The following is a 20,414-nucleotide window of genomic DNA, read 5'->3' on the forward strand; positions in this document are numbered from 1 at the left end:
CCTCCTACTTCCGTATCCCGGCTCCGGGTAGCTCGCCAGGCTCTGGCGGAAGCACGTAACGGCCGGAGCGATCGAGCGTCAGAGCGAGCGACGAAATGAATTGAATCTCTCCGTGCGGCCCCCGTTCGGCCGAGACCATCATATCGGGCCGCTCGAACATATAGCCGGTCACGTGGCAGCGCAGCCGTTGCCCGGAAGGGTTGCCCTCGCTATCGAGGATGGGGGAGGGGATTCCGTCGCTCTGGCGCCGAAGGTAATACCGACCGCGAGTGAGGAGGGCCATGAGGGGAGTCACCACGAGGGTGACTCCGATCGCGATCAGCACGGAGAATGGCCGCAGCGCCGGCCCAAAAAGGCCAGCGAAGCAGGCCAGCGACAACAGGGAGGCCAGCCCGACAGAGGTCAGCCCCACCGGGTTCCAATTGTGCAGCATCCCTCGCCGAAACTCGGGAAAGAGGGGCGAAAGTTTGAGCAGATATTTGTTGATGGCGATATCGGCCGAGATAGTGACCAGCCAGGCCATCACCACGTTCGCATACAGGCTGAGCACGAACGAGATCAGGCTGAACACGTCCATGAGCATGAGCGCCAGGGCGATGGCCAGGTTGAAGGCCACGAACACGGCCCGACCGGGGTAGCGCTTGCGAACTCTCGTGTAGACGTTCGACCAGGCGAGCGAGCCCGAATAGGCATTCGTGACATTGATCTTGACCTGCGCGACGACGATCAGGATGAGGGCAAGGCAGAGGGCGATCCAATCCGGCAATAGCGATTGGTACATTCCGAGAAACTGTTTGACCGGCTCGACGGCCTTATCCCCGATCGTGGGATCGACCTTCGTCACCAGGTAGACGGCGAGGAAGACACCGATGAGCTGTTTGGTGCCGCTGAAAAGCACCCATCCGGGGCCGCTAAAGAGAAACGACGCCCACCACGACCTGCGGTTCGATGCGATTCGCGGCGGCATGATGCGGATGTAGTCGATTTGCTCCGCCAGCTGAGGCGTTAGCGCGAAGCAGACCGACGCGCTCGCGACAATCGCGCTGAAGCGCACCGTGCCGCCGTCCGCGCCGGGGAATCCGAGAAAGTCGGTGACCGTGTCGGGCTGCGTGAAGACGATCCAGATCAGCGGCAGCAGCGCGAGTGCGAGCCAGAGCGGGGTTGTCCAGAACTGCAAGCGTTCCAGCGCCCGCATCCCAAAGATGACAATGGGGATGACGACCACGGTCGATACGAGGTACCCGGCGGCAAGCGGTATGCCGGTGGCGGCCTGCAGCCCCTGCGCCATGATCGCCCCCTCAAGGGCGAAGAAGATGCAGGTGAATCCGGCGAAGATGACCGTGGTGATGATCGAGCCGTAGTAGCCGAAGCCAGACCCGCGCGCGATGAGGTCAAGGTCGAGGTTGTAGCGCGCAGCGTAGAACGCCACCGGCATGCCGACGGCAAAGATGATGACGGATGCCAGCAAGATTCCGAGGGCCGCGTTGGCGGTGCCGTGCTGGAGGCCGATGCTCGCCCCAATTGAAAAGTCAGCGAGAAATGCGATCGAGCCGAGCGCGGTGCCGCCGATGGATAGCGCGCTCCACCGTCGGAACGACCGGGGAACGTAGCGGAATGCGTAATCCTCGAGACTGTCCTCGGCGGCCGCGCGCGCGTCGTCGGCTCGGGCCACTCGTCGTCACCCCCAGCTCATCCGCGATGTGACGATTCTTCCAATGCTGTGTTTCGCGCGCGTTTCGGGAGCGATTCGTTCACGGTCAGATCACCATTGCGTCGTGGACCGCGCTCATCGCCACCGTGCCGCCTTCTCCCGACTGTGTCACCCGTCCCGATGCGAGCACGACATACTTCTCCGCAGCCTCCAGGGCGAAGCCAATGTGCTGTTCGACCAGTAAAACACTGAGACCATCCTGGGCGAGCCCGATGATGGTGGCCTCAATCTCGGCGACGATGGTGGGCTGGATGCCCTCGGTCGGTTCATCCAGAATGAGCAGCTTCGGCTCGGTGATCAGTGCTCTGGCGATAGCCAGTTGCTGACGCTGGCCACCCGAGAGCAGCCCCGCCTTGCGGGTGGCGAACTGCCGAAGAGCCGGAAAACGCTCAAGCATTTCGGCGACCTTCTCTTTGCCGTTGCGCCTGCCGTCAGCGACGAGCTGGAGGTTCTCCATCGTGGTCAGCTGACCGAACGATTGCTGCCCCTGTGCGACATAGGCCATCCCCCGTTTGACCCGCCGGTTGGGCGCCAGGTGGGTGACATCGTCGCCGTCGAACATCACGATGCCGCGCGTCGGACGGATGAGGCCAATCGCGGCGCGGAGCAGCGTGGTCTTGCCTGCGCCGTTGTGGCCGAGCACGGCGACAACCTTTGGCGAGCTCGGAATCGAAACACCCTGGAGCACACTGGTCTGGCCGTAGCCAGCGTCAATGTCGATCATTTCAAGCATGCGAAGTCCTCACATTCCGATGGTCGCGAGAGGCTCTGCGCCCGCGGTGCCGAGGTACACGGCCTGCACACGGGGGTCGGCCTGCACCTCAGCGACAGAGCCTTCGCTGAGCACTTTGCCCTGGTGCAACACCGTCACTCTCGTCGCAAACCGGCGCATGAAATCCATGTCGTGTTCAACGACAAGCACGACACGATTGGCGGCGATCCGCCCCAAAAGCTCGCCGGTGGCGGTGCGCTCGTCGAGACTCATGCCGGCGACCGGCTCGTCAAGAAGCAGCACTTTTGCGTCTTGCACCAACAGCATCGCAATCTCCAGCCACTGCTTCTGACCGTGCGACAGGATGCCTGCAGGAGTCGCCAGTTCATGGCTGAGTCCCGTCTCGGCGAGCGCCGTTTCGATCGCGGAATCACGTCCCCGGCGGGCTCGCAGGAGCGAGAGTGACGACCGGTGCAGGCCAGCGGCGATGTCGAGGTTCTGCATGACCGTGAGTTCTTCGAAAACGCTCGCGGTCTGAAAGGTGCGTCCGACCCCGAGTCGCACCGTCTTATGGGCCGGCTTTCCCAAGAGTTCTTGAGCGCCGAGCGTGGCCGACCCTGTTCCTTTTGACAACCCGGTAATGGCGTCGATGCAGGTTGTCTTGCCAGCGCCATTGGGGCCGATGAGGAACCGAACCTCGCCGGAGTGGGCATCGAACGAGACTCCGTCTACGGCAACAAACCCATCGAACTCGACGCGCAGATTGGTTACAACCAGGGATTCCTGTGCAGCATTCATTTTTTACTCCATCCTTCTCGGGTATGGCGCCGATACCGCGGGTGCCGCTGCGCGTGGTCGCCACACCAGACCACTGACCTTGCTGAAGATCGATGACAACCCCATGGGAACGAAGACGGTTACCAAGATGAAGACCATTCCGAGGATGTAGATCCACCCACTGGGCCAGCTTGAACCGAGGCTGGACTGCCCCCATCCCACTGCCATCGCCCCCAGGGCTGGGCCGAAGAGCGAGGCCCGCCCACCCAGTGCCACACCAGCAATCATCAGGATCGAGGCGGAGGCTCCGATCTCTTGCGGTGTGATGATGCCGGCGAGTGGCACAAACATGGCCCCAGCGATGCTCGCCATGACGGCCGCGATCACAAACGCGACCAGCTTGATGTTGGCGGGGTCGTAGCCGAGAAAGCGCACACGCTCCTCGGCGTCACGCGTGGCAATCAGAAGTTCACCGAACCGGCTCCGGTTGAGCTGCCAGACCACCAGCAGGCACACGATGAGCAACACAGCCGCGATGAGGTAGACCATGAGCTTGTTGTCTTCGTCGTTGAGGACGAAGCCAAAGAAATACTTGAAGTCGCTCAGCCCGGTGTCGCCGCCGGTTTCGCGGATCGTCGAACTGATCAGCACGGCCAGAGCCACGGCGAGCGCCTGAGTGAGGATCGCGAAATACGCACCCTTGACCCGGCGCTTGAACAGCGCATAGCCGAGGATTGACGCCACGATCACGGGCAGGATCAGGATGGCGAGCACCGTGAACGCCTCACTGCGGAACGGCTCCCAGAAGGCGGGGAGGCCCGCCAGCGGGTCATACAGGATCATGAACGTGGGGAGGTTGTCTGGGCCAGCCGTCTCGAGGGTGAGGTGCATCGCCATGGCATAGGCACCCAGCCCGAAGAAGACGCCCTGGCCCATGACGAGCATTCCGCCCCGACCCCAGGCCAGGCCGATGCCGACCGCGGCGATCGCCAATGCGCAGTACTTGCCGAGGTTGTTGATCCAGTGCGCATTGAGCGTCAGCGGGGCGACGACCAGTAGGAGGGTGGCGAACACCCCGATGCCGATGAGAGGCAGCCATGGTTTCAGTTTTGTCATGCCAACCCCCTGGTGCGCACGGTGAAGAGTCCCTGCGGGCGGAACTGCAAGAAGACGACGACGAGCACGAACGCGAGCACCTGAGCGAGGCTTCCCGTCGTCCAGTCGGCGAAGAACGCCATCCCGACACCCACGACCCATGCGGCGATCACGGTGCCCTTGATCTGGCCGATGCCACCCGCAACGACGACGAGAAAGGCCGGGATGATGTATTGCGCCCCCATCTGCGAGTTTGTTCCGCCGATAAGGGATGCCGCCACACCGGCAACACCGGCCAGGCCGGACCCGACAAAGAAGGTGATGCGGTCGACGGCGCGCGTTGGCACTCCGCTGGTCTCTGCAAGATCACGATTCTGCACGGTTGCACGGATACGGCGGCCGAAGGAGGTGTATTTGAGCCAGGCAAACAATGCGGCCACGCAGAGGACGGCGAGCACGATGGTGAACACCTGTCGGAGGGGCCAGTTGTAGCCGAGAACAGCGAGCTGGCCGTTGAGCCAGCTCGGCTTCTCTACAGGCACTCCCTGCGCTGGGAAGATCTGAAGCGCGGCCTGCTGAAGGATCAAGCTCACACCGACGGTGACGAGGAGGGTATCTAGCGGCCTGCGATACATCCACTGAATAATGCTGATCTCTAGCAGGAGACCCAGGAGTCCGGCGCCAAGAAATGCGAGCGGAAGAGCCAACGGGATCGAGAGATCAGTGAATGAAATGACCTGCTGAGTCAGGTAGGCGATGAAGGCGCCGGCCATGAGGAATTCGCCGTGCGCCATGTTGATCACCCCCATCTGGCCGAAGGTGAGGGTGAGTCCGAGTGCCGCGAGCAGTAGCAGCGCGCCTTGCGCTGTTCCATTCAATAGCGGCGGTATGAGTGCTTCCACGTGCGGTCACTCTCTGTGCGGTGGTTCTGGAGACGGGTGTGGTGCGCGGGGCCCCATGCCGTGGCATAGAACCCCGCGCGCCGTGATTGCGACTTAGCCGGCTGCGGCTACAAGGGCCTTGCGAACATCCGCAGGGAACCAGTCGTACTGCTCCAGGTAGGGGTCGGGCTCGATCACACCGTCCGACGCCCAGACGATGTCGAACTGGTTCTGTGCGTTGATCTTGCCGATGTGGCCCGGCTTGGAGATGTGGTGGTTCTTGCCATTCAGCGTCACCGTGCCCTCCGGTGCCTCGAAGGTGACCCCTCCGGCCGCTGCGGCAGCGTTCACATCGTCGACCTCAAACGAACCGGCCTTCTCGACCAGGGCCTTGTAGAGGTACATCGAGATGTAGGCGGCCTCCATCGGGTCAGATGTCACCCCGCTGCTGCCGGGGTAGGCCTTCCACGACTCGATGAACTTGGCGTTGTTGGGGGTCTGAAGCGACTGGAAGTAGTTCCACGAGGCGAAGTTGCCCGTGACTTCGTGACCCATGGCAGGGGCCTCTTCTTCCGCGATCGACACCGAGATGATCGGGGTCGTGTCCGGCGTGAGACCTGCGTCGTAGTACGCCTTGACGAAGCCAACATTCGAGGAGCCATTGATCGTGTTGAAGATGAAGTCGGGCTTGGCCGCGGCGATCTTCGCCACCTGAGTCGTCCAGTCATCCTTGTCGAGCGGCACGTACTCCTCGCCGACAATCTCGATGCCCAGCTCGGCCGCATACAGCTTGATGATGGCGTTAGCGGTACGCGGGAACACGTAGTCAGAGCCAGCCAAGAAGAGCGTCTTCACACCCTGGGCTGCGAGGAAGTCCATCGCAGGAATAATCTGCTGATTGGTGGTTGCGCCGGTGTAGTAGATGTTGGGCGATGCCTCGAGACCCTCGTACTGCACCGGGTAGAAGAAGAGGCCGTTGTGCTTCTCGACCACCGGCTTGACGGCCTTGCGGGACGAGGAGGTCCAGCCACCGAAGATCGCGGCGACACAGTCCTGGGTGAGGAGCTTCTCCGACTTCTCGGCAAAGGTCGGCCAGTCGGTTGCCCCATCTTCTTGGACATATTCGATCTGCTTGCCGAGGATTCCGCCGTCGGCGTTGATCTCGTCTGCCGCCATGTGGAGCACGTTGGAGACCGTCTTCTCGGAGATCGCCATCCCCCCGGTGAGGGAGTTGAGAAAGCCGAGCTTGATCGTGTCGCCAGAGGTGTCGATGCAACTGGCGGCGGCCGGCGAAGCGGACTCCGTCGTGTTGCCCACCCGGGCGCCGCATCCAGAGAGTACTAGTGCTGCGGTTGCTGCGAGCGCCCCCGCGGCCAGGAGCGTCTTGGTGCGCCCTCTGCTGGTTATGAGCATGTAGAACTCCATTCGATGTGATTCGGTGCGAGTCTCAGGGCGGTATCTGCCAGAACACTGCCGACTGCTGTGGATGTGTTCACCCTGGGCGTCTGGCATTGCCCTGCCATTTCCGGAATGTATCGCGCTAGTAAACAGTTCCTTCGCGCTCCGAGGCTTGATGCCTTTAAATACGGCGGAGTAGCGGATAAGCAGCGGAATCCTCAGTGAGTGAAGAACTTTGCGACCCTCCGGGTTATGGCAGACTCCTGACATCTAGCCTCCGCCGTGGGTCTCGGATCGATGGCAGTGAACCAGCATTAGCGACGTGAGAGGGACAGCGTGCACTTGACACCAGCGGATAACGAGAAGCTTCTTCTGGCCGTAGCGGGGATGGTCGCGCGGGATCGGCTTGAGCGCGGTGTCAAACTCAACTACCCAGAGACGGTCGCCCTGCTCAGCACCTGGGTCATCGAGCGCGCCCGCGAGGGACACGCCGTCGCCGATCTCATGGCGGAGGGGCGAACCGTGCTCAGCCGTGACCAGGTGATGGAGGGCGTTGCAGAAATGCTCTCCGACGTTCAGGTCGAAGCGACATTCCCCGACGGGCGCAAACTCGTCACCGTACACGCCCCGATTATTTAGAGAGGAGTGACCGATGGCAGGCCACAACTCGCACGGCCCCGGCGCTATCCGGGTGCGCCCCGGCACCATTGTGCTCAACGGTGATCGCACCCCCGAACAGCGGCTCACCCTGGTCTTTCTCAACACCGGGGACCGCCCGATTCAGATTGGCTCCCACCTTCACCTGCCCGACGCCAACGCGGGGCTGCAGTTCGACCGCGCTGCGGCGCACGGGTTTCGCCTCGACATCCCCTCGGGAACTTCCCAACGATTCGAGCCCGGTGCCTCCCGCGAACTCGCCGTCGTGGCCTTGCTCGGCAACCGTCGGGTCCCCGGCCTCCAACTCGGCAACCAGAACAAGGAGTCACTCGATGGTTGAGATTCCTCGCGATGTCTACGCGTCCCTTTACGGCCCAACACAAGGCGATCAGGTGCGCCTGGGAGACACCGACCTCTGGATCGAGATTGAGCACGACCTGACCGCCGGAGGTGAGGAAGCCGTCTTTGGCGGCGGTAAGTCCATTCGGGAGTCGATGGCGCAGGGGACGACCAGCCGCGCCGACGGCGCCCTCGACACAGTGATCACCAATGTGATCGTGCTCGATTGGTGGGGAATCGTGCGCGCAGATGTTGGCATCCGCGACGGACGCATCGTCGGGCTGGGGCGCTCCGGCAACTCCGATATCGCCAATGGCGTGCACCCCGACCTCGCGATCGGCGCATCCACCGATGTGATTTCTGGCGAAGGCAAAATTCTCACCGCCGGAGCGATCGACTCCCACGTGCATCTGCTCTCGCCGTCACAGATTCACGAGGCGCTCGCCACGGGCATCACCACCGTCGTGGGCGGCGGCACAGGCCCTTCAGAGGGATCAAAGGCGACCACGGTGACCCCAGGAGCCTGGCACTTGGAGACCATGCATCGTGCCCTGGACGCCCTGCCGGTGAACTTTTTGCTGCTGGGCAAGGGCAACACCGTCTCGGCAGAAGCCCTGCGGGAGCAAGCCCTGGCCGGCGCCGCGGGTTACAAGGTGCACGAGGACTGGGGCTCCACCCCTGCCGCGATCGATGCGGCACTGCGGGCAGCAGAAGAATTCGGACTGCAAGTGGCCCTGCACTCCGACTCGTTGAACGAATCTGGATTCGTTGAGTCGACCGTTGGCGCGATCAACGGACGCTCGATCCACGCGTTTCACGTGGAGGGCGCGGGAGGCGGTCACGCCCCCGATATCCTCAGCATCGCTTCGTTGCCGCACATCATTCCCGGCTCGACTAACCCCACGTTGCCACACACCGTCAACACGGTCGCCGAGCACCTGGACATGCTGATGGTGTGCCACCACCTCAACCCGGCGGTGCCCGAGGATCTCGCGTTTGCGGAATCCCGCATTCGGGGCACCACCATTGCCGCCGAAGACATCTTGCACGACATGGGTGCGCTTTCCATCGTCTCCTCCGACGCCCAGGCGATGGGGCGCATTGGTGAGGTCATCACCCGGGCCTGGCAGGTCGCCCACGTGATGAAGGCTCGCCGCGGAGCGCTCTCCACCGCCCTGCCCGCCGACAATGAGCGCGCGCGCCGCTACGTTGCCAAGTACACGATCAACCCCGCTGTTGCGCACGGCATTGACTCAGAGGTGGGGTCGGTCGAAGTGGGAAAACTCGCCGACCTCGTGCTCTGGGAGCCGAAGTTCTTTGGCATCCGACCCTCCGTGATTATCAAAGGCGGGGGGCTGGTCTGGGGAGCGCTGGGCGACCCCAACGCCTCCATCCCCACTCCACAACCCGTCATGATGCGCCCGGCCTTTGCCAACACCATCGGCGCAGACCTTTCGGTGTCATTTGTCTCTCCGGCGGCCCTGGAACACGGCATCGCCGACCGACTGGGCCTGCGCCGGCGACTGGCCGCCGTTGCCCCCACCCGAGACATTGGCAAGGCGGACATGAAGAACAACGACGTGTTGCCGCGCATCGATATCCGCCCCGACACCTTTGACATCTCGATCGATGGTGAGCCCGTGGTGCCCGCCCCTGCCGGTCGTGTACCACTGGCGCAGCTGTACACGATGTTCTAGGCCGCTCGATGATGAACGTGACAACCGCAGAGTGGCCCCCTGCACGGCTGACATCGACGACCATCGCCATGATGCTCGCCGATGCCCGGTTGCCTGTGGGTGGCCATGTTCACTCCGCCGGGCTTGAACCTGCGCTGGCGGGCGGAATGCCCGCCGCCCAGGTGCCCGCCTATATGCGCGGCCGTGCGCGCACCGTGACCCTGGTTGAGGCCGGCACAGCGGTCGTTGCCCGGCACGTATCGTTGCTCGGGGCCGCCGACACGACGGGTTCGTGGCAGGAGCTTGTTCTTTCCCTTGCCGCAGTCGACCGCGCCTGGGCGGCCCGCACTCCAAGCCGCGCTGTGCGCGATGTTTCTCGCTCACTGGCGCGCGGCTACCAGCGACTCGCGCAGACCCTCTGGGCGAGCCATCCTGCCGTGGCAGCGACGCAGCCGCTCATGCCGACCGGCCCGACGCTGTCGCGCCCGGTGCTGCTCGGTGTCATTGCCGCCGCCGCCGGCCTCGACGCCGAGAGCCTCGTGCGACTGGTCATCTATGACGACGCACAGACCATCGCCGCCGCCCTGCTAAAACTCGAGCCTCTTGACCCCGCCGTGCCCCCGGGCTGGGTGCTTGCGGCATGTGCCGCAGCGGAAGAGTTTGTCATCAACCTCGCCGCCCTGACTTCTGCCGACGCCATCCCGGCGTGGGGAGCTCCCGAAAGCGAAGGGTGGGCAGAAGCCCACTCTCGAACAACGCAAAGGCTATTTCGTGCTTGAGACCTCATCTCCCTCCACCAGCGCACCAGCGCGCTCCCTCCGCCTCGGCGTGGCCGGTCCCGTAGGAACCGGAAAAAGCTCGCTGATTGCTACCGTCTGCCGCGCGCTTGCGAGCGAGCTTCGCCTCGGTGTCGTTACCAACGACATCTACACGGACGAAGATGCCCGCTTTCTGCGCTCTGCTGGCGTGCTGGAGCCCGACCGCATTCGTGCGGTGGAAACCGGCGCCTGCCCGCACACTGCCATCCGCGACGACATCACCGTCAACCTGCTCGCAGTAGAAGACCTGGAGCGCGACTTCTCCCCGCTCGACGTGGTGCTGATTGAGTCCGGCGGCGACAACCTCACCGCAACCTTCTCGCCCGCCCTCGTAGACGCGCAAATCTTCGTGCTCGACGTGGCTGGCGGGGGAGACGTCGCCCGCAAGGGCGGTCCCGGCATCGCCCGCGCCGACCTGTTGGTGGTCAACAAGACCGACCTCGCACCCTACGTCGGGGTGGATGTTGCCACGATGGTGGCCGACGCCGAAGCTGCCCGAGAGGGACGCCAGGTGCTGGCTCTCTCTCGTGCCGATGCTGCCAGCGTCGAGACGCTCGCGGCCTGGGTGCGCGGGCTGCTCGTGGAGCACCGAGCAGGAACCCACACCCCCCAGGATCCCGGCCCCATGGCGCCTCACTTTCACGCTGACGAGGAGGGCGGCGTAGGAACCCTGCACACCCACGACGACGGCCAGCATTCTCACGACGGCCAGCCCGCCCACTCGCACCCTTAGCCCACACCGCCGACGACCCCCTTGGTCTCATGACAGACATCCACCTCACAGCAGACGCCGGTCGCGCCCGCCTGACAACCCGTGCGGGGGCGCTCGTGCCGCGCGTCATTGAGATTGGCCCCGACTCTGCTCGGGTAGCCCTTGTCGCTGGCGGCGCACTGTTGCTGGGCGGAGACAGCGTGCGTGTGTCTATTACCGTCGGCGTCGGCTGCACACTTGAGCTGGAGGACATCGGGGGAACCGTCGCCTATAACGCCGACGGCCGAGGCTCCGAATGGTTCGTTGACGCCACGGTGGAGGAGAACGCGCTGCTGCTGTGGCACGGCCTGCCCTTCGTGGTCGCCGACGGCGCCAACGTCGACCGGCGCACCGTGATCGACCTGCGAGGTCACGGGGCGTTGGCGTGCCTGCGGGAGACGATCGTGCTGGGGCGCACGGGTGAACGCGGTGGCACGATCGGCCTGCGCACCACCGTGCAGGCCATGACACACACCGAGGCCTCTGCCCAGGCACGCACCGAGGCGATCTTCGTCGAACATCTCACGGTGTCGGGTACCGACCCGGTTCCCGGAGTTCTCGGCGACAACCGGGTGCTCGATTCCGTGTTGCTCTTAGGGACCCGGGCTCCGGCAGACGCGGCCGGGCGTGTCGCCCGCGATTCCCCATGCACAGAAGTGTTTGAGCTTGAGGGCGAGGGCAGCATCACGCGCTCCCTGCACCACGAAGCGCACCGATCCCTGCTGTCACCGGTGTGGGAAAGCTGGCGCGCGCACGCCCGCTCTATTCACGTAGCCCCTGTCGCTCCCGCTCGCTCCGCCAGCACTCTCTCTGCCGGCACTCCCTCCACCAGTAGTCTCTCTTCCTCTCAGATAGGAACCCACCTGTGACCCCAGCACTGCGAGCCCCTGCCACGTCGATGATCGGCATCGTCGTTACCATTGCGGGCCTTCACCTAGTCGGATGGGGCCTCCCCGTTGTCGCCATCCTGATGGGCAAGGATGGCCTGCTCGTTTTGGGACTGGCTGTTGCCGCCTACGCACTGGGGGTGCGGCACGCGTTCGACGCGGACCACATCGCCGCGATCGACAACGCGACGCGCAAACTCAGTGCACCCGGAGTGCGCGCCCATTCTGTCGGCTTCTGGTTCTCCCTCGGCCACTCCACCGTGGTCGTGGGGACTGTCATCCTGCTGGCGGCGGGCGTGCACTTTTTGGTCGCGGTGATCGAAGACGACTCCTCTCCCATTCGAACCGCAGCTGGCCTCTGGGGCCTCAGCATTTCAGTGCTCTTTGTGCTCGCGTTCGGCATCGTGAACCTGCATTCGCTCGTGCGGCTCGTCAAGCGCCATAAGGCAGCGGGCAGCGCCGAAGCCGAATCGCCCGCCCGCGGCCCAATCGGGCCGATGTTCCGGCTCTTTCGCCCCGTCGCAAATCTGGTCGACCGACCAGGGCGCATGTATCCGCTTGGGCTGCTGTTCGGTCTGGGTTTCGACACCGCCGCCACGATCGGGCTCTTCATCACCACAGGCCTCGCTTCATTCCAGGTTTCGTGGGCGCTCGCGCTGGCCCTGCCGCTGCTCTTTACCGCTGGCATGAGCCTGTTTGACACTCTCGACGGCGCTTTTATGTCGCGCCTTTACCGTTGGGCTGCCCAGCACGCTGGCCGCAACGTGCGCTACAACCTCGTTGTGACCTCACTCTCTGTCGCATCGGCATTGCTTGTTGCAGCAGTGGGACTCTCCGAGATCCTGAGCCAGGCGACTGCGGCGAATCTCGCCTTGCCCATCGACACCACGTACTTCGGCTTCGTAGTGGTCGGCGCGTTCATAGTGGTGGCCGCAGTGGCGGTGCTCACCACGCGGCGGCCCGTGGGTGAAGCACCGGCCGGCTCGCTCGTTGAGGGCGAGCCGGCTTCACCTGGTTGAGTTCAGTCAGCCCACCTGCACCTGGGCCAGCGCGTTCTCCGCTGCGGTCTGGATGGTCTGCGCCACCACTCCGGCCTGCGTCATGAAGACGGCGTGGCTTGCGGAGACGTAGGTGATCTCCGCGTTCGCACGCGTCGCCATGTGCTTCAGCATTGCGGGGTCGAATGACTGGTCCTCGGTGGCGATGACGGCCCACGCGGGCTTGTCCCGCCAGGCGGCGCGCGTCACCGGGGTGGCGAACGCGGACATGTTGATCGGCACCTGCGAGTCGCGCAGGAACGCAGCATCCTCGTCACTCGCATCAGCCGCGAAGCCGATCTTGAACGTGTCGTGGTTGAGAAAGCCGAACCCGTCGTCGCCGACATCGATCGTGAAGTTCGGCGTTGGGTCGAAGCCCTCATACTGCTTCGCGGTGTTTTCGCCATCGTCGGGAACGAGCGCTGACACGTACACCAGGCCGGCGACGGCAGAGTGATGGCCCGCCTCGGTGATGACCGTGCCGCCCCAGGAGTGGCCGACGAGGATCGTGGGGCCATCCTGCAGGTCGAGCACCCGCCTGGTAGCCGCGACGTCATCCTCAAACGAGGTGAGCGGGTTCTGCACGATCGTGACCCGGTGGCCTTGGGCCGTCAGTATGTCGCACACGCCCCGCCAGCCGGAACCGTCGGCGAACGCGCCGTGCACCAGCACAACGTTTACTGATCAAGCGTCGCAGGCGATCCCATCGCCGTCACGGTCGAGCTTTCTCGAGTACCCCGGCTGTCCCATGCTGATCGGCGCCGCCCCCGCAGCGCGGGCCGCGTCGCAGTTCTTGTACTCGACCGAAGCCCGCGCTGCCGCCTGCGCCTGAGCAATTCGAGCCGCTTCTTCTTGTGCCGCTGCTGCCGCTGCCTGCTCGGCCGCGACCCGATCCGCTTCCACCTGAGCGGCCGCTGCCTGCTCCGCAGCTACACGGTCGGCTTCGGCCTGCGCGGCTTCGGCCTGCACGCGCTCGGCTTCGGCTTTAGCCGCGGCATCCTGATCGACAGCGCTAACGATGGGTGCGGACATGTCCGGCTCCGCATCGACGGTAGAGCAGCCTGCGAGCGTCGCAGCGAGAGTCAGTGCCAGACCAACAGTAAAAAGACGATGCATTGGGATCCCCCTTTGGATATATGAGTAATCCTAGGGGTAGGCGTCGGCGGCTGGAGATCGCCGAGAGCGGTACGAATACGCGCCGTCTAGCGGTTCTTAGCCCGACGAGACGGGCTCACGCCGAAGAGGTAGATGGCATCCAGAATGCCGAGCGTGTTCGCCACGAGCAGGGTGACGAACCATGGCTTGCTGTCGTCTTTGGCCGCGCGCCACAGTGAGGCGCCCTTCCAGGCGAGGGTCCAAGTCACGACTGCGCCGAGGAGCCAGCGTGTGCCCACCGAAAGCTCATTGCCATGCGCATGCGGTTTCATGTCGATCCGATCTCTTGGTTGCCGGCCAGGCTCGAGGACCCCATTGTGTCACGACGTCGCGACTGTCAGCATGGTCACGCGAGCGCCGGGAGGCGACGGTGCGGTAGCGGTCATTTTTTCGGGCGGAGGCAAGGCTCGGCGAGTATCCTGCCCGCATGTGCCGCAACATCAGAGTGCTCCATAACTTTGAGCCACAAACAACCGACGATGAGGTGCGGGAGGCCGCCCTGCAGTACGTGCGCAAGGTGAGCGGATCGACCCATCCCTCCCGCGCCAACGCTGAGGCGTTCGATCGTGCCGTTGATGAGATAGCCCATGCCACCAGGCACCTTCTCGATGGGCTGGTGACGAACGCCCCGCCGAAGAGCCGGGAAGAAGAGGCGATCAAGGGGCGGCAGCGCCATGAACAGCGCATGGAGCGAGAGGTTCGCTCGCGAACCGCCACCGGATAACGCTGACGCCAGTGCAGAACCAGAAGGGCCGGAACGATCGCCGCGTCGCTGAGCATCTGACGAGACTTCTTCGAGACGTCGTGCGCCGCGCGTAAATTGAGTTATATCGCGTTTGCGGCACTGGTGCTGCGGCGGAAACTCACGGAGGTGCACCCTCATGAACTCGACACACTCGGCTCGGATTGAGAGGCGCCCGTCATGGACGCCCTGCTCTGGATTCTGATCTCGCTCGCGGCCATTGCCGCCACATCTGTGGTCGTTACGGTTCTCATCGTGCGGGCGCTGTATCGCCGCATCCGGCGCAGTCGTGCGATCACCAGCGCGGTTCTCACCAGCCGAGCGCAGCTCAGCCGCGGCCCGCGGCGCAGACTATTTACCCTTCAACAGCAGCTCACTGAGTCTCTCGAAAGCGGACGAGCTGCGATCGATCTTGCTGTTCGCAGCAACGGCCGTCGCGGCGACCTTCCCCGGTTGTTCCGACGCATCGAAGACGAAGCGGCCGCCCTCCAGACGCAGTTGCGGTTGTTGGAGAGCGAGAGGGATTCCGTGGTTCTGACGGGCGCGTTGTCCGAAGCAGCCCCGGCGGTCGACCAGATCACCGACATGATTCGCGAGGTGCGCGCATCCGTCACGGCGGGCCTCGGCGACCCCACGGGGGAGTCTCTCGCGGCTCTCGATGCAGACCTCGCCATCGAGGTGGCCGCCTTGCGCGCAGGGCGCGCTCAGCTGGCGGACCTCAATAGCCGTGACCGCGCCGACCAACCTCGCACTCACTATCTGCCCCCCGCTTACCCCCAGTCCAAAGGAGTTCAGCCATGAGCGACAACACCGCACGGATGCGCACCATTTTTCGGGCCAAGACATCCAAAGCACTCACCCGGATGGAGGACCCCCGGGAGGCCCTAGACGACAGCTACGAGCAACAGGTGAAGCTGTTGCACCAGGTGCGCCAAGCAGTCGCTGAGGTAGCGACGGCGAAGAAGCGCATCGAACTGCAGGGTGAGGAGATGGGCGCCCGATACCTCCGGCTAGGGGAACAGGCCCGCGAAGCGATGGCGCACGGGCGGGAGGATGTCGCACGTGCCGCCCTCGTGCGCCGCGCCGCGCTCGAGCATCAGGTGGCGAAACTGCAGGAGCAGCACGGATCTCTAGAGAGGCAGACATCTCAGTTGCAGGAACGAGAGCGCCGTCTCGCCGAGCAGATTGCCGCGTTCCGAATCGAGAAAGAAACGATGAAGGCAACCTACAGCGCCTCCGAGGCTCAGGTGCGGGCGAACGAGGCTGTTTCGGGGATCGGTGCCAACATGAACGACATCGGCGCCAGCCTCGATCGGGCTCGGGATCGCGTTCTGCAAATGCAGGCCAGGGCTCAGGCCACCGACGATCTGCTGTCGAGCGGAGCTCTCCAAGACTTGACGGCGTCACCTGACGCCGACATCGAGCGCCAGCTTGCTGATCTGACATCGCATGCCGACATCGAACGCCAACTCGCGTCGATGAAGTCGAAGCGCGGGCTCACCCCAGAGGGCTGGCTCAGCATCGGTCATACGCCGCCAACAACGTAGATCGTCAGATCTCCCGCAGTTGCCGACGAGAGTTGATGCCCAGCTTTCGAAAGATGTTGCGCAGGTGAGCCTCGACCGTGCGCGGGCTGAGGAACAGTTGCGTGCCAACCTCGCGGGAGGTGGCGCCCGCGGCGACCAACCGCACGATATGTAGCTCCTGAGATGTGAGCTCGTCTCTGCGCTGACTGGCGCGTTTGCGGGGGTGCTCCCCGGTTGCGCTCAGCTCGCGACCGGCCCGTGCGGCGAATGCCTCGGCGCCCATTTCTGACAGCAGATCGTGCGCGGTGCGCAATTGTTCGCGAGCATCCTGGCGTCGGCCCTCGCGGCGGAGCCATTCGCCGTAGACGAGGTGGGCCCGGGCCAGTTGGGTCGCCATCCGACATAAGCGGAGATGGTCGATTGCCTCGCGATAATGAAGGTCGGCAGCAGCCCCGCTGCTGATCAATGCACGAGACCGTGCCGCCAGTCCGAGTGCCCATGAGGTGCCGCTTGCATTGGCCCGCATCGCGAGTTCTTGCATGGCTTTGAGCGCGTGCTCCATCTGGCCGTTTCGCACGCAGGCCTCGATGTATTCCGGCAGGGTTAAGGCGGCGCTGCTTAGCGACAGTTCCTGAGACGCGCGCGCCCGTGTCGCGGCCTCCTGCGCGGACGAATAATTGCCAAGCCCGTTGTGGAGCACTGCCAGCGCGTACTGAGAAAGGGCAGCCTCCGCCCCATCGTCGGGGTGGTCGACGTTCTGCGCGGTGATGCCGCTCAGTTCTGCGGTCTGCGCCTGGTCACCGCGCCAAGCGCTCAGGATGACCCGAGCATGCAGCAGTTGCACGCCCCCCGTGGCCTCTGAGATTGCAGTCGCCTCGGTGGCGAGCTCACCTGCCCGCGTGAGCTCGCCCATCAAAGTGCACGTCACCGACAAGAACCGCAGCGCATCAGGGAGGGCGGCAAGTGCACCGGACTCCCGGGCCAGTTGGACGTTGCGGTTGGCCAGCACATAGAGCAGATCGTCATCGAGGATGGCCATTGCGTTCCTGCCCGCCAACCGCAGCCAGGGGTCGCGCTGGTTGTCGGGGCGGGGCTCGGTGAGCTCACCGTCACAAAACGCCTCGAGTGCTCGCCGTAGCCAGGGCACTCCGGCCCCGTATCCACTCACGAGGGTTGTCGTGAGTGCATCGAGGATGAGGTCGACGGGCCGCGACGGTACCTCCGCAGGGGGAGCCGCGAGCGCCGCTTGCGCCACACGCACCACGTCGTGCCCGCCCATGATGATCGCAGCATCGACCGCGTGGAGGTAGGTCTCGCGGGAGAGAGCGGGGTCGAGAGAAGCGAGTAGCTGGGCCGCGTCCAGCAGCATCCTCGGCGCATCGCTGCCCCGCAGGTGAAACGCGATCTGGGCGCGGAGCAATTCGAGTCGGGCGCGCTGCAGGGGGTCGAGAGGCCCGTCGTCGGCTACGGCGAGCAACGCCAGAGCAGCCTCGGACGCCCCAGCCTCGTGCTTGGCCTCTGCAGCGTGCAGTGCTCGTCGCGCCCGGTCGGCCGGGTGGGGGGTGAGGTCAGCGGCCCGATGCAGAAACGCGGCGGCGGCGGCTACACCTCCGCGGGCGAGCGCTCGACTGGCAGAGTGCTCAAGCTCTGCGGCCGCCTCCTCGTCGGTACCGAGTACGGCCTGCGCCCGGTGCCATGCGCGGCGATCTGCGTTCGTCTCAGGATCGGTGGCTGCGGCGAGCGCTGCATGCACCCGTCGGCGGTCAGTCGGCGCGGATGCCTGGTACACCGCGGAGCGCACGAGCGGATGGCGGAACCGCACGCGCGTGCCGATCTCGAGCAGCCCGGCAGCTTCGGCTGGTTCGGCAGCTTCGGGGGCGATCTTCAGGTACTCAGCGGCGCGGCGCAAAAGGGCTGTGTCGCCGGTCGGTTCGGCCGCGGCGAGCAACACAAGCAGTTGAGTCGCACGGGGCAGACCGCTCGACCGGCGCTGAAAGCTCTCTTCGATCCGGCGAGGGATGCTCGCAACGCCCGGCAGCTCGAAGCCGCCAGCCAGTTGCGTCGTGGGCAGGCTGAGGGGCAACTCCATCAGCGCGAGGGGGTTGCCACGCGCTTCGGCGATAATCCGCTCGCACACCCCGGCATCCAGCGGAGTGCGCACTGCGCCGTCGAGTAGCACCTGTGCAGCCGTCGAGCTGAGCCCATCAAGCCTTAGCTCGGGCAACCCCGCAAAAGGATCGGTGTGCCCCTCCCTCGAATCGCGCACGGCGAATAGCAGGGCGATTCGCTCAGCGGATAACCGCCGTGCCACGAATGCGAGAACCTGTGCGGAAGCCTCGTCGAGCCACTGCGCGTCGTCGACAAAACACAGCAGCGGGCGCTCTTCGGAGACTTCGGCGAGGAGGTTGAGTGCGGCCAAGCCGACCAGGAACCGGTCTGGCGTCGCTCCGCCGCGCCGCCCGAACGCAACATCCAGAGCGGAACGCTGCGGATCAGGCAGGGCATCCGCCCGGTCGAATAACGGCGCGCACAGCTGGTGCAGGCCTGCGAAGGCGAACTGTGATTCGGCCTCCACGCCTGTCGAAGACTCCACTCGAAATCCCGATGACTGTGCCGAGTCGCGACCGAGGTCGAGCAGGGCTGTCTTGCCGATTCCGGCTTCCCCCCGCACTACAAGCGTGGAGCTGCGCCCGGCTCGCGCATGCGAAAGGAGTCTCTCGACCGCTCCGACCTCGACGCCTCGGTCTAACAGATCCGCCACTGTCGCTCCTTTCAGAGCACGGTTGCACGCTACTACGCAATTGTCACCGATGCGAACGATGCTCACGATGCGGTTGTGCTGCGTCCGGACAGGCGTAACAGAGGGGTCTGCCACCGACGCGAAGGGCTGAGCCGCGGTGCGAGCCTGGCGATATGGCACAAGAGCGCGGGAAAACCTGCGCACCAGAGCGCAAAGGAATCGACAAATGAACCCCATTGAGCAACTCGTTAGCAACTTTCAGGATCTCGTGGGCCAGGTGCCCGAGGTAATTCAGCCTTTCATCGTGATGCTTGCCGGCAGCGTCCCGTTCATCGAGGGTGAGCTTGCGGCGACACTCGGCATCGCCGGCGGCCTCAACCCCATCGTTGCCGCCATCGCCGCCGCGGTCGGAAACTTCGTTTGCGTGCTCCTCGTGGTGCTCCTTACATCGCGAGCTCGCACGGCTGTGGTCAACCGCAGCAGCGCCCGGGTCACGGCGAGCGTGGGCTCCGCATCAGCGCAAGCATCAGCCGCGCCGAAATCAATGACAGAGGATCCGTGGGGCGACGACGGGTGGGCCACCGACATTGAGCAGACGCAACCGGCCAAGCCCCAGTCGAAGGGGCGCCAGCGCTTTGGGCGGTGGCTGATCCGCTTCGGGGTGCCGGGCGCGAGCATCCTGGGCCCCCTGGCGATCCCCACGCAGTTCACCTCCGCCATTCTCGTAGCTGGCGGAACCCCACGCGGGTGGGTGCTGCTGTGGCAGGCCGTGGCGATTATCTTCTGGACAACGGTGACGACCGTCGCGATCTGGGCCGCTCTCACCTTTGTCGTCGGCGTCTGAACTGCAGGTGAATAGCGATGACTAAACAACGCAGCGACGGCCGGCCGCTGCCGCCTTATCGCTGGTGGCAGGCATCCTCACGATCACTCTTTCATCTGCCGCTCAGCCGACTCGGGGAGTCGCCAGAAACGTGGTCAATCGATGTGCGGCGCGGGGGTGATTCAGACGGAGAAATGCGGGCACGCCTCTACCGGGACGGCGTCTACCGCGCCACGTCGAAGCTCCCCGCCGCATTCGCAGTTCCCGGCGGCTCTATCGAGGTCGCGGCTAGCATGTTCGGTCTCAAACGCTGCCACTACGTGATGTATGACGGGACGGTACGGCAACTGGTGCCCGACCCCGCCTCCGCTGAGGGGCGTCGGGCCAGCCTTGAGCGCAACCACCCTGCGGCAAGCCGAGCTATCGGCATCACATCGGCGATCGTGCTCACGGTGGCCCTCGTGCTCGGTGCCCCCCAGATCCTTGAGCAGATCACGCAGATTCCCCTGATCGCCGACACTGTCGGCACATTCGCCAATCCGCTACGGCTGCCCCCGTCTGTGAACATCGTGCTTCTCGTCGCGACGCTCGCAGCGAGCACCGAGCGGGCATTCCGGCTGCGCTACAACCGCATCCTCGACGGCGGGATCTTCGACGACGGTGATTGACGAACCAGCAGGCTACCCTCG

22 protein-coding genes are annotated in these 20,414 nt (G+C 64.5%); 12 read left to right on the forward strand and 10 right to left on the reverse strand.

All coding sequences use genetic code 11. The features are described 5' to 3' along the window. Positions 1-4: 4 nt before the first annotated feature. The 6 genes from C2138_RS05175 to urtA all read right to left on the reverse strand — a co-directional run bounded on the left by C2138_RS05175 (position 5) and on the right by urtA (position 6,589). A complete protein-coding gene (locus C2138_RS05175) occupies positions 5-1,672 on the reverse strand; it encodes a purine-cytosine permease family protein (protein ID WP_108516067.1) in 1,668 nt (555 codons plus the stop codon). Between the two features lie 85 nt (positions 1,673-1,757). Next, the gene (locus tag C2138_RS05180) at positions 1,758-2,444 is read right to left on the reverse strand and encodes an ATP-binding cassette domain-containing protein (RefSeq protein WP_108516068.1); all 687 of its coding nucleotides are present in this window, start codon (positions 2,442-2,444) and stop codon (positions 1,758-1,760) included. A gap of 9 nt (positions 2,445-2,453) precedes the next feature. After that, complete coding sequence (urtD, locus tag C2138_RS05185; RefSeq protein WP_108516070.1) at positions 2,454-3,221, reverse strand: urea ABC transporter ATP-binding protein UrtD; 768 nt, start codon at positions 3,219-3,221, stop codon at positions 2,454-2,456. A gap of 3 nt (positions 3,222-3,224) precedes the next feature. Continuing rightward, positions 3,225-4,316, reverse strand: a complete 1,092-nt coding sequence (gene urtC, locus C2138_RS05190; protein WP_108516072.1) for an urea ABC transporter permease subunit UrtC — start codon at positions 4,314-4,316, stop codon at positions 3,225-3,227. Beyond that, positions 4,313-5,197 carry an urea ABC transporter permease subunit UrtB gene (gene urtB / locus C2138_RS05195; protein ID WP_108516073.1) on the reverse strand — a complete coding sequence of 295 codons (885 nt, stop codon included), beginning with the start codon at positions 5,195-5,197 and terminating at the stop codon, positions 4,313-4,315. Before urtB ends, urtC begins: the two co-directional genes overlap by 4 nt. Before the next feature lie 93 nt (positions 5,198-5,290). Continuing rightward, positions 5,291-6,589 (reverse strand): urea ABC transporter substrate-binding protein, encoded by a 1,299-nt coding sequence (gene urtA / locus C2138_RS05200; protein ID WP_108518834.1) that lies wholly within the window; start codon positions 6,587-6,589, stop codon positions 5,291-5,293. Positions 6,590-6,910: 321 nt separating this feature from the next. On the opposite strand from urtA, the gene C2138_RS05205 reads away from it, so the two are divergent. From C2138_RS05205 to C2138_RS05235, 7 genes are read left to right on the forward strand one after another with little or no spacing between them, the layout of a single operon-like run. Further along, positions 6,911-7,213 (forward strand): urease subunit gamma, encoded by a 303-nt coding sequence (locus C2138_RS05205; RefSeq protein ID WP_108516075.1) that lies wholly within the window; start codon positions 6,911-6,913, stop codon positions 7,211-7,213. Between the two features lie 13 nt (positions 7,214-7,226). Beyond that, positions 7,227-7,571: an urease subunit beta gene (gene ureB, locus C2138_RS05210; protein ID WP_108516076.1), complete on the forward strand. Its 345-nt coding sequence runs from the start codon at positions 7,227-7,229 to the stop codon at positions 7,569-7,571. Beyond that, positions 7,564-9,267, forward strand: a complete 1,704-nt coding sequence (locus tag C2138_RS05215; protein WP_108516078.1) for an urease subunit alpha — start codon at positions 7,564-7,566, stop codon at positions 9,265-9,267. Before ureB ends, C2138_RS05215 begins: the two co-directional genes overlap by 8 nt. Positions 9,268-9,284: 17 nt before the next feature. After that, entirely contained in the window at positions 9,285-10,025 is a 741-nt protein-coding gene (locus C2138_RS05220; RefSeq protein WP_241961186.1) for an urease accessory protein UreF, read from the forward strand. After that, positions 10,018-10,797 carry an urease accessory protein UreG gene (gene ureG, locus C2138_RS05225; protein ID WP_108516079.1) on the forward strand — a complete coding sequence of 260 codons (780 nt, stop codon included), beginning with the start codon at positions 10,018-10,020 and terminating at the stop codon, positions 10,795-10,797. The genes C2138_RS05220 and ureG overlap by 8 nt, the downstream gene beginning before the upstream one ends. 29 nt (positions 10,798-10,826) lie before the next feature. Next, positions 10,827-11,684 (forward strand): urease accessory protein UreD, encoded by an 858-nt coding sequence (locus C2138_RS05230; protein WP_108516081.1) that lies wholly within the window; start codon positions 10,827-10,829, stop codon positions 11,682-11,684. Further along, the gene (locus tag C2138_RS05235) at positions 11,681-12,721 is read left to right on the forward strand and encodes a HoxN/HupN/NixA family nickel/cobalt transporter (protein ID WP_108516082.1); all 1,041 of its coding nucleotides are present in this window, start codon (positions 11,681-11,683) and stop codon (positions 12,719-12,721) included. The genes C2138_RS05230 and C2138_RS05235 overlap by 4 nt, the downstream gene beginning before the upstream one ends. A 6-nt stretch (positions 12,722-12,727) precedes the next feature. Here the strand turns inward: C2138_RS05235 and C2138_RS13720 are convergent, their stop codons facing one another. From C2138_RS13720 to C2138_RS05245, 3 genes are all read right to left on the reverse strand, one after another. Further along, complete coding sequence (locus tag C2138_RS13720; RefSeq protein WP_241961187.1) at positions 12,728-13,405, reverse strand: alpha/beta fold hydrolase; 678 nt, start codon at positions 13,403-13,405, stop codon at positions 12,728-12,730. Positions 13,406-13,423: 18 nt separating this feature from the next. Beyond that, positions 13,424-13,771 carry an excalibur calcium-binding domain-containing protein gene (locus C2138_RS13725; protein ID WP_241961188.1) on the reverse strand — a complete coding sequence of 116 codons (348 nt, stop codon included), beginning with the start codon at positions 13,769-13,771 and terminating at the stop codon, positions 13,424-13,426. Positions 13,772-13,941: 170 nt separating this feature from the next. Continuing rightward, positions 13,942-14,166: a DUF5652 family protein gene (locus C2138_RS05245; RefSeq protein WP_108516084.1), complete on the reverse strand. Its 225-nt coding sequence runs from the start codon at positions 14,164-14,166 to the stop codon at positions 13,942-13,944. A gap of 155 nt (positions 14,167-14,321) precedes the next feature. Between C2138_RS05245 and C2138_RS05250 the strand changes: the two genes are divergently transcribed. The 3 genes from C2138_RS05250 (at position 14,322) to C2138_RS05260 (ending at position 16,183) form a co-directional block, all read left to right on the forward strand. Next, on the forward strand, positions 14,322-14,618 hold the full coding sequence (locus tag C2138_RS05250) for a DUF2277 domain-containing protein (protein ID WP_108516085.1): 297 nt from the start codon (positions 14,322-14,324) through the stop codon (positions 14,616-14,618). A 198-nt stretch (positions 14,619-14,816) separates the two neighbouring features. Further along, positions 14,817-15,437 (forward strand): hypothetical protein, encoded by a 621-nt coding sequence (locus C2138_RS05255; protein ID WP_108516087.1) that lies wholly within the window; start codon positions 14,817-14,819, stop codon positions 15,435-15,437. Next, positions 15,434-16,183 carry a PspA/IM30 family protein gene (locus tag C2138_RS05260; RefSeq protein WP_108516089.1) on the forward strand — a complete coding sequence of 250 codons (750 nt, stop codon included), beginning with the start codon at positions 15,434-15,436 and terminating at the stop codon, positions 16,181-16,183. Before C2138_RS05255 ends, C2138_RS05260 begins: the two co-directional genes overlap by 4 nt. Before the next feature lie 4 nt (positions 16,184-16,187). Here C2138_RS05260 and C2138_RS05265 read toward each other — a convergent pair whose 3' ends face one another. After that, positions 16,188-18,923 (reverse strand): ATP-binding protein, encoded by a 2,736-nt coding sequence (locus C2138_RS05265; RefSeq protein WP_241961189.1) that lies wholly within the window; start codon positions 18,921-18,923, stop codon positions 16,188-16,190. Positions 18,924-19,128: 205 nt separating this feature from the next. Here C2138_RS05265 and C2138_RS05270 point away from each other — a divergent pair, with 205 nt between their 5' ends. Together C2138_RS05270 and C2138_RS05275 are read left to right on the forward strand one after the other, a co-directional pair. Then, the gene (locus C2138_RS05270) at positions 19,129-19,746 is read left to right on the forward strand and encodes a small multidrug efflux protein (protein ID WP_108518838.1); all 618 of its coding nucleotides are present in this window, start codon (positions 19,129-19,131) and stop codon (positions 19,744-19,746) included. Between the two features lie 17 nt (positions 19,747-19,763). Next, a complete protein-coding gene (locus tag C2138_RS05275) occupies positions 19,764-20,393 on the forward strand; it encodes a hypothetical protein (RefSeq protein ID WP_108516092.1) in 630 nt (209 codons plus the stop codon). The last annotated feature ends 21 nt before the right edge of the window (positions 20,394-20,414 follow it).

It is taken from the genome of Salinibacterium hongtaonis (assembly GCF_003065485.1).
Classification (GTDB): Bacteria; Actinomycetota; Actinomycetes; order Actinomycetales; family Microbacteriaceae; genus Homoserinimonas; species Homoserinimonas hongtaonis.

Bases quoted from the DNA above. Each gene is read 5' to 3' on its own strand.
- C2138_RS05215 (WP_108516078.1), top strand. From the start codon at position 7,564: ATGGTTGAGATTCCTCGCGATGTCTACGCGTCCCTTTACGGCCCAACA.
- urtD (WP_108516070.1), bottom strand. From the start codon at position 3,221: ATGAATGCTGCACAGGAATCCCTGGTTGTAACCAATCTGCGCGTCGAG.
- C2138_RS05250 (WP_108516085.1), top strand. From the start codon at position 14,322: ATGTGCCGCAACATCAGAGTGCTCCATAACTTTGAGCCACAAACAACC.
- C2138_RS05180 (WP_108516068.1), bottom strand. From the start codon at position 2,444: ATGCTTGAAATGATCGACATTGACGCTGGCTACGGCCAGACCAGTGTG.
- C2138_RS05255 (WP_108516087.1), top strand. From the start codon at position 14,817: ATGGACGCCCTGCTCTGGATTCTGATCTCGCTCGCGGCCATTGCCGCC.
- C2138_RS13725 (WP_241961188.1), bottom strand. From the start codon at position 13,771: ATGTCCGCACCCATCGTTAGCGCTGTCGATCAGGATGCCGCGGCTAAA.
- urtA (WP_108518834.1), bottom strand. From the start codon at position 6,589: ATGCTCATAACCAGCAGAGGGCGCACCAAGACGCTCCTGGCCGCGGGG.
- urtC (WP_108516072.1), bottom strand. From the start codon at position 4,316: ATGACAAAACTGAAACCATGGCTGCCTCTCATCGGCATCGGGGTGTTC.
- C2138_RS05275 (WP_108516092.1), top strand. From the start codon at position 19,764: ATGACTAAACAACGCAGCGACGGCCGGCCGCTGCCGCCTTATCGCTGG.
- C2138_RS05260 (WP_108516089.1), top strand. From the start codon at position 15,434: ATGAGCGACAACACCGCACGGATGCGCACCATTTTTCGGGCCAAGACA.
- C2138_RS05245 (WP_108516084.1), bottom strand. From the start codon at position 14,166: ATGAAACCGCATGCGCATGGCAATGAGCTTTCGGTGGGCACACGCTGG.
- ureB (WP_108516076.1), top strand. From the start codon at position 7,227: ATGGCAGGCCACAACTCGCACGGCCCCGGCGCTATCCGGGTGCGCCCC.
- C2138_RS05230 (WP_108516081.1), top strand. From the start codon at position 10,827: ATGACAGACATCCACCTCACAGCAGACGCCGGTCGCGCCCGCCTGACA.
- C2138_RS05270 (WP_108518838.1), top strand. From the start codon at position 19,129: ATGAACCCCATTGAGCAACTCGTTAGCAACTTTCAGGATCTCGTGGGC.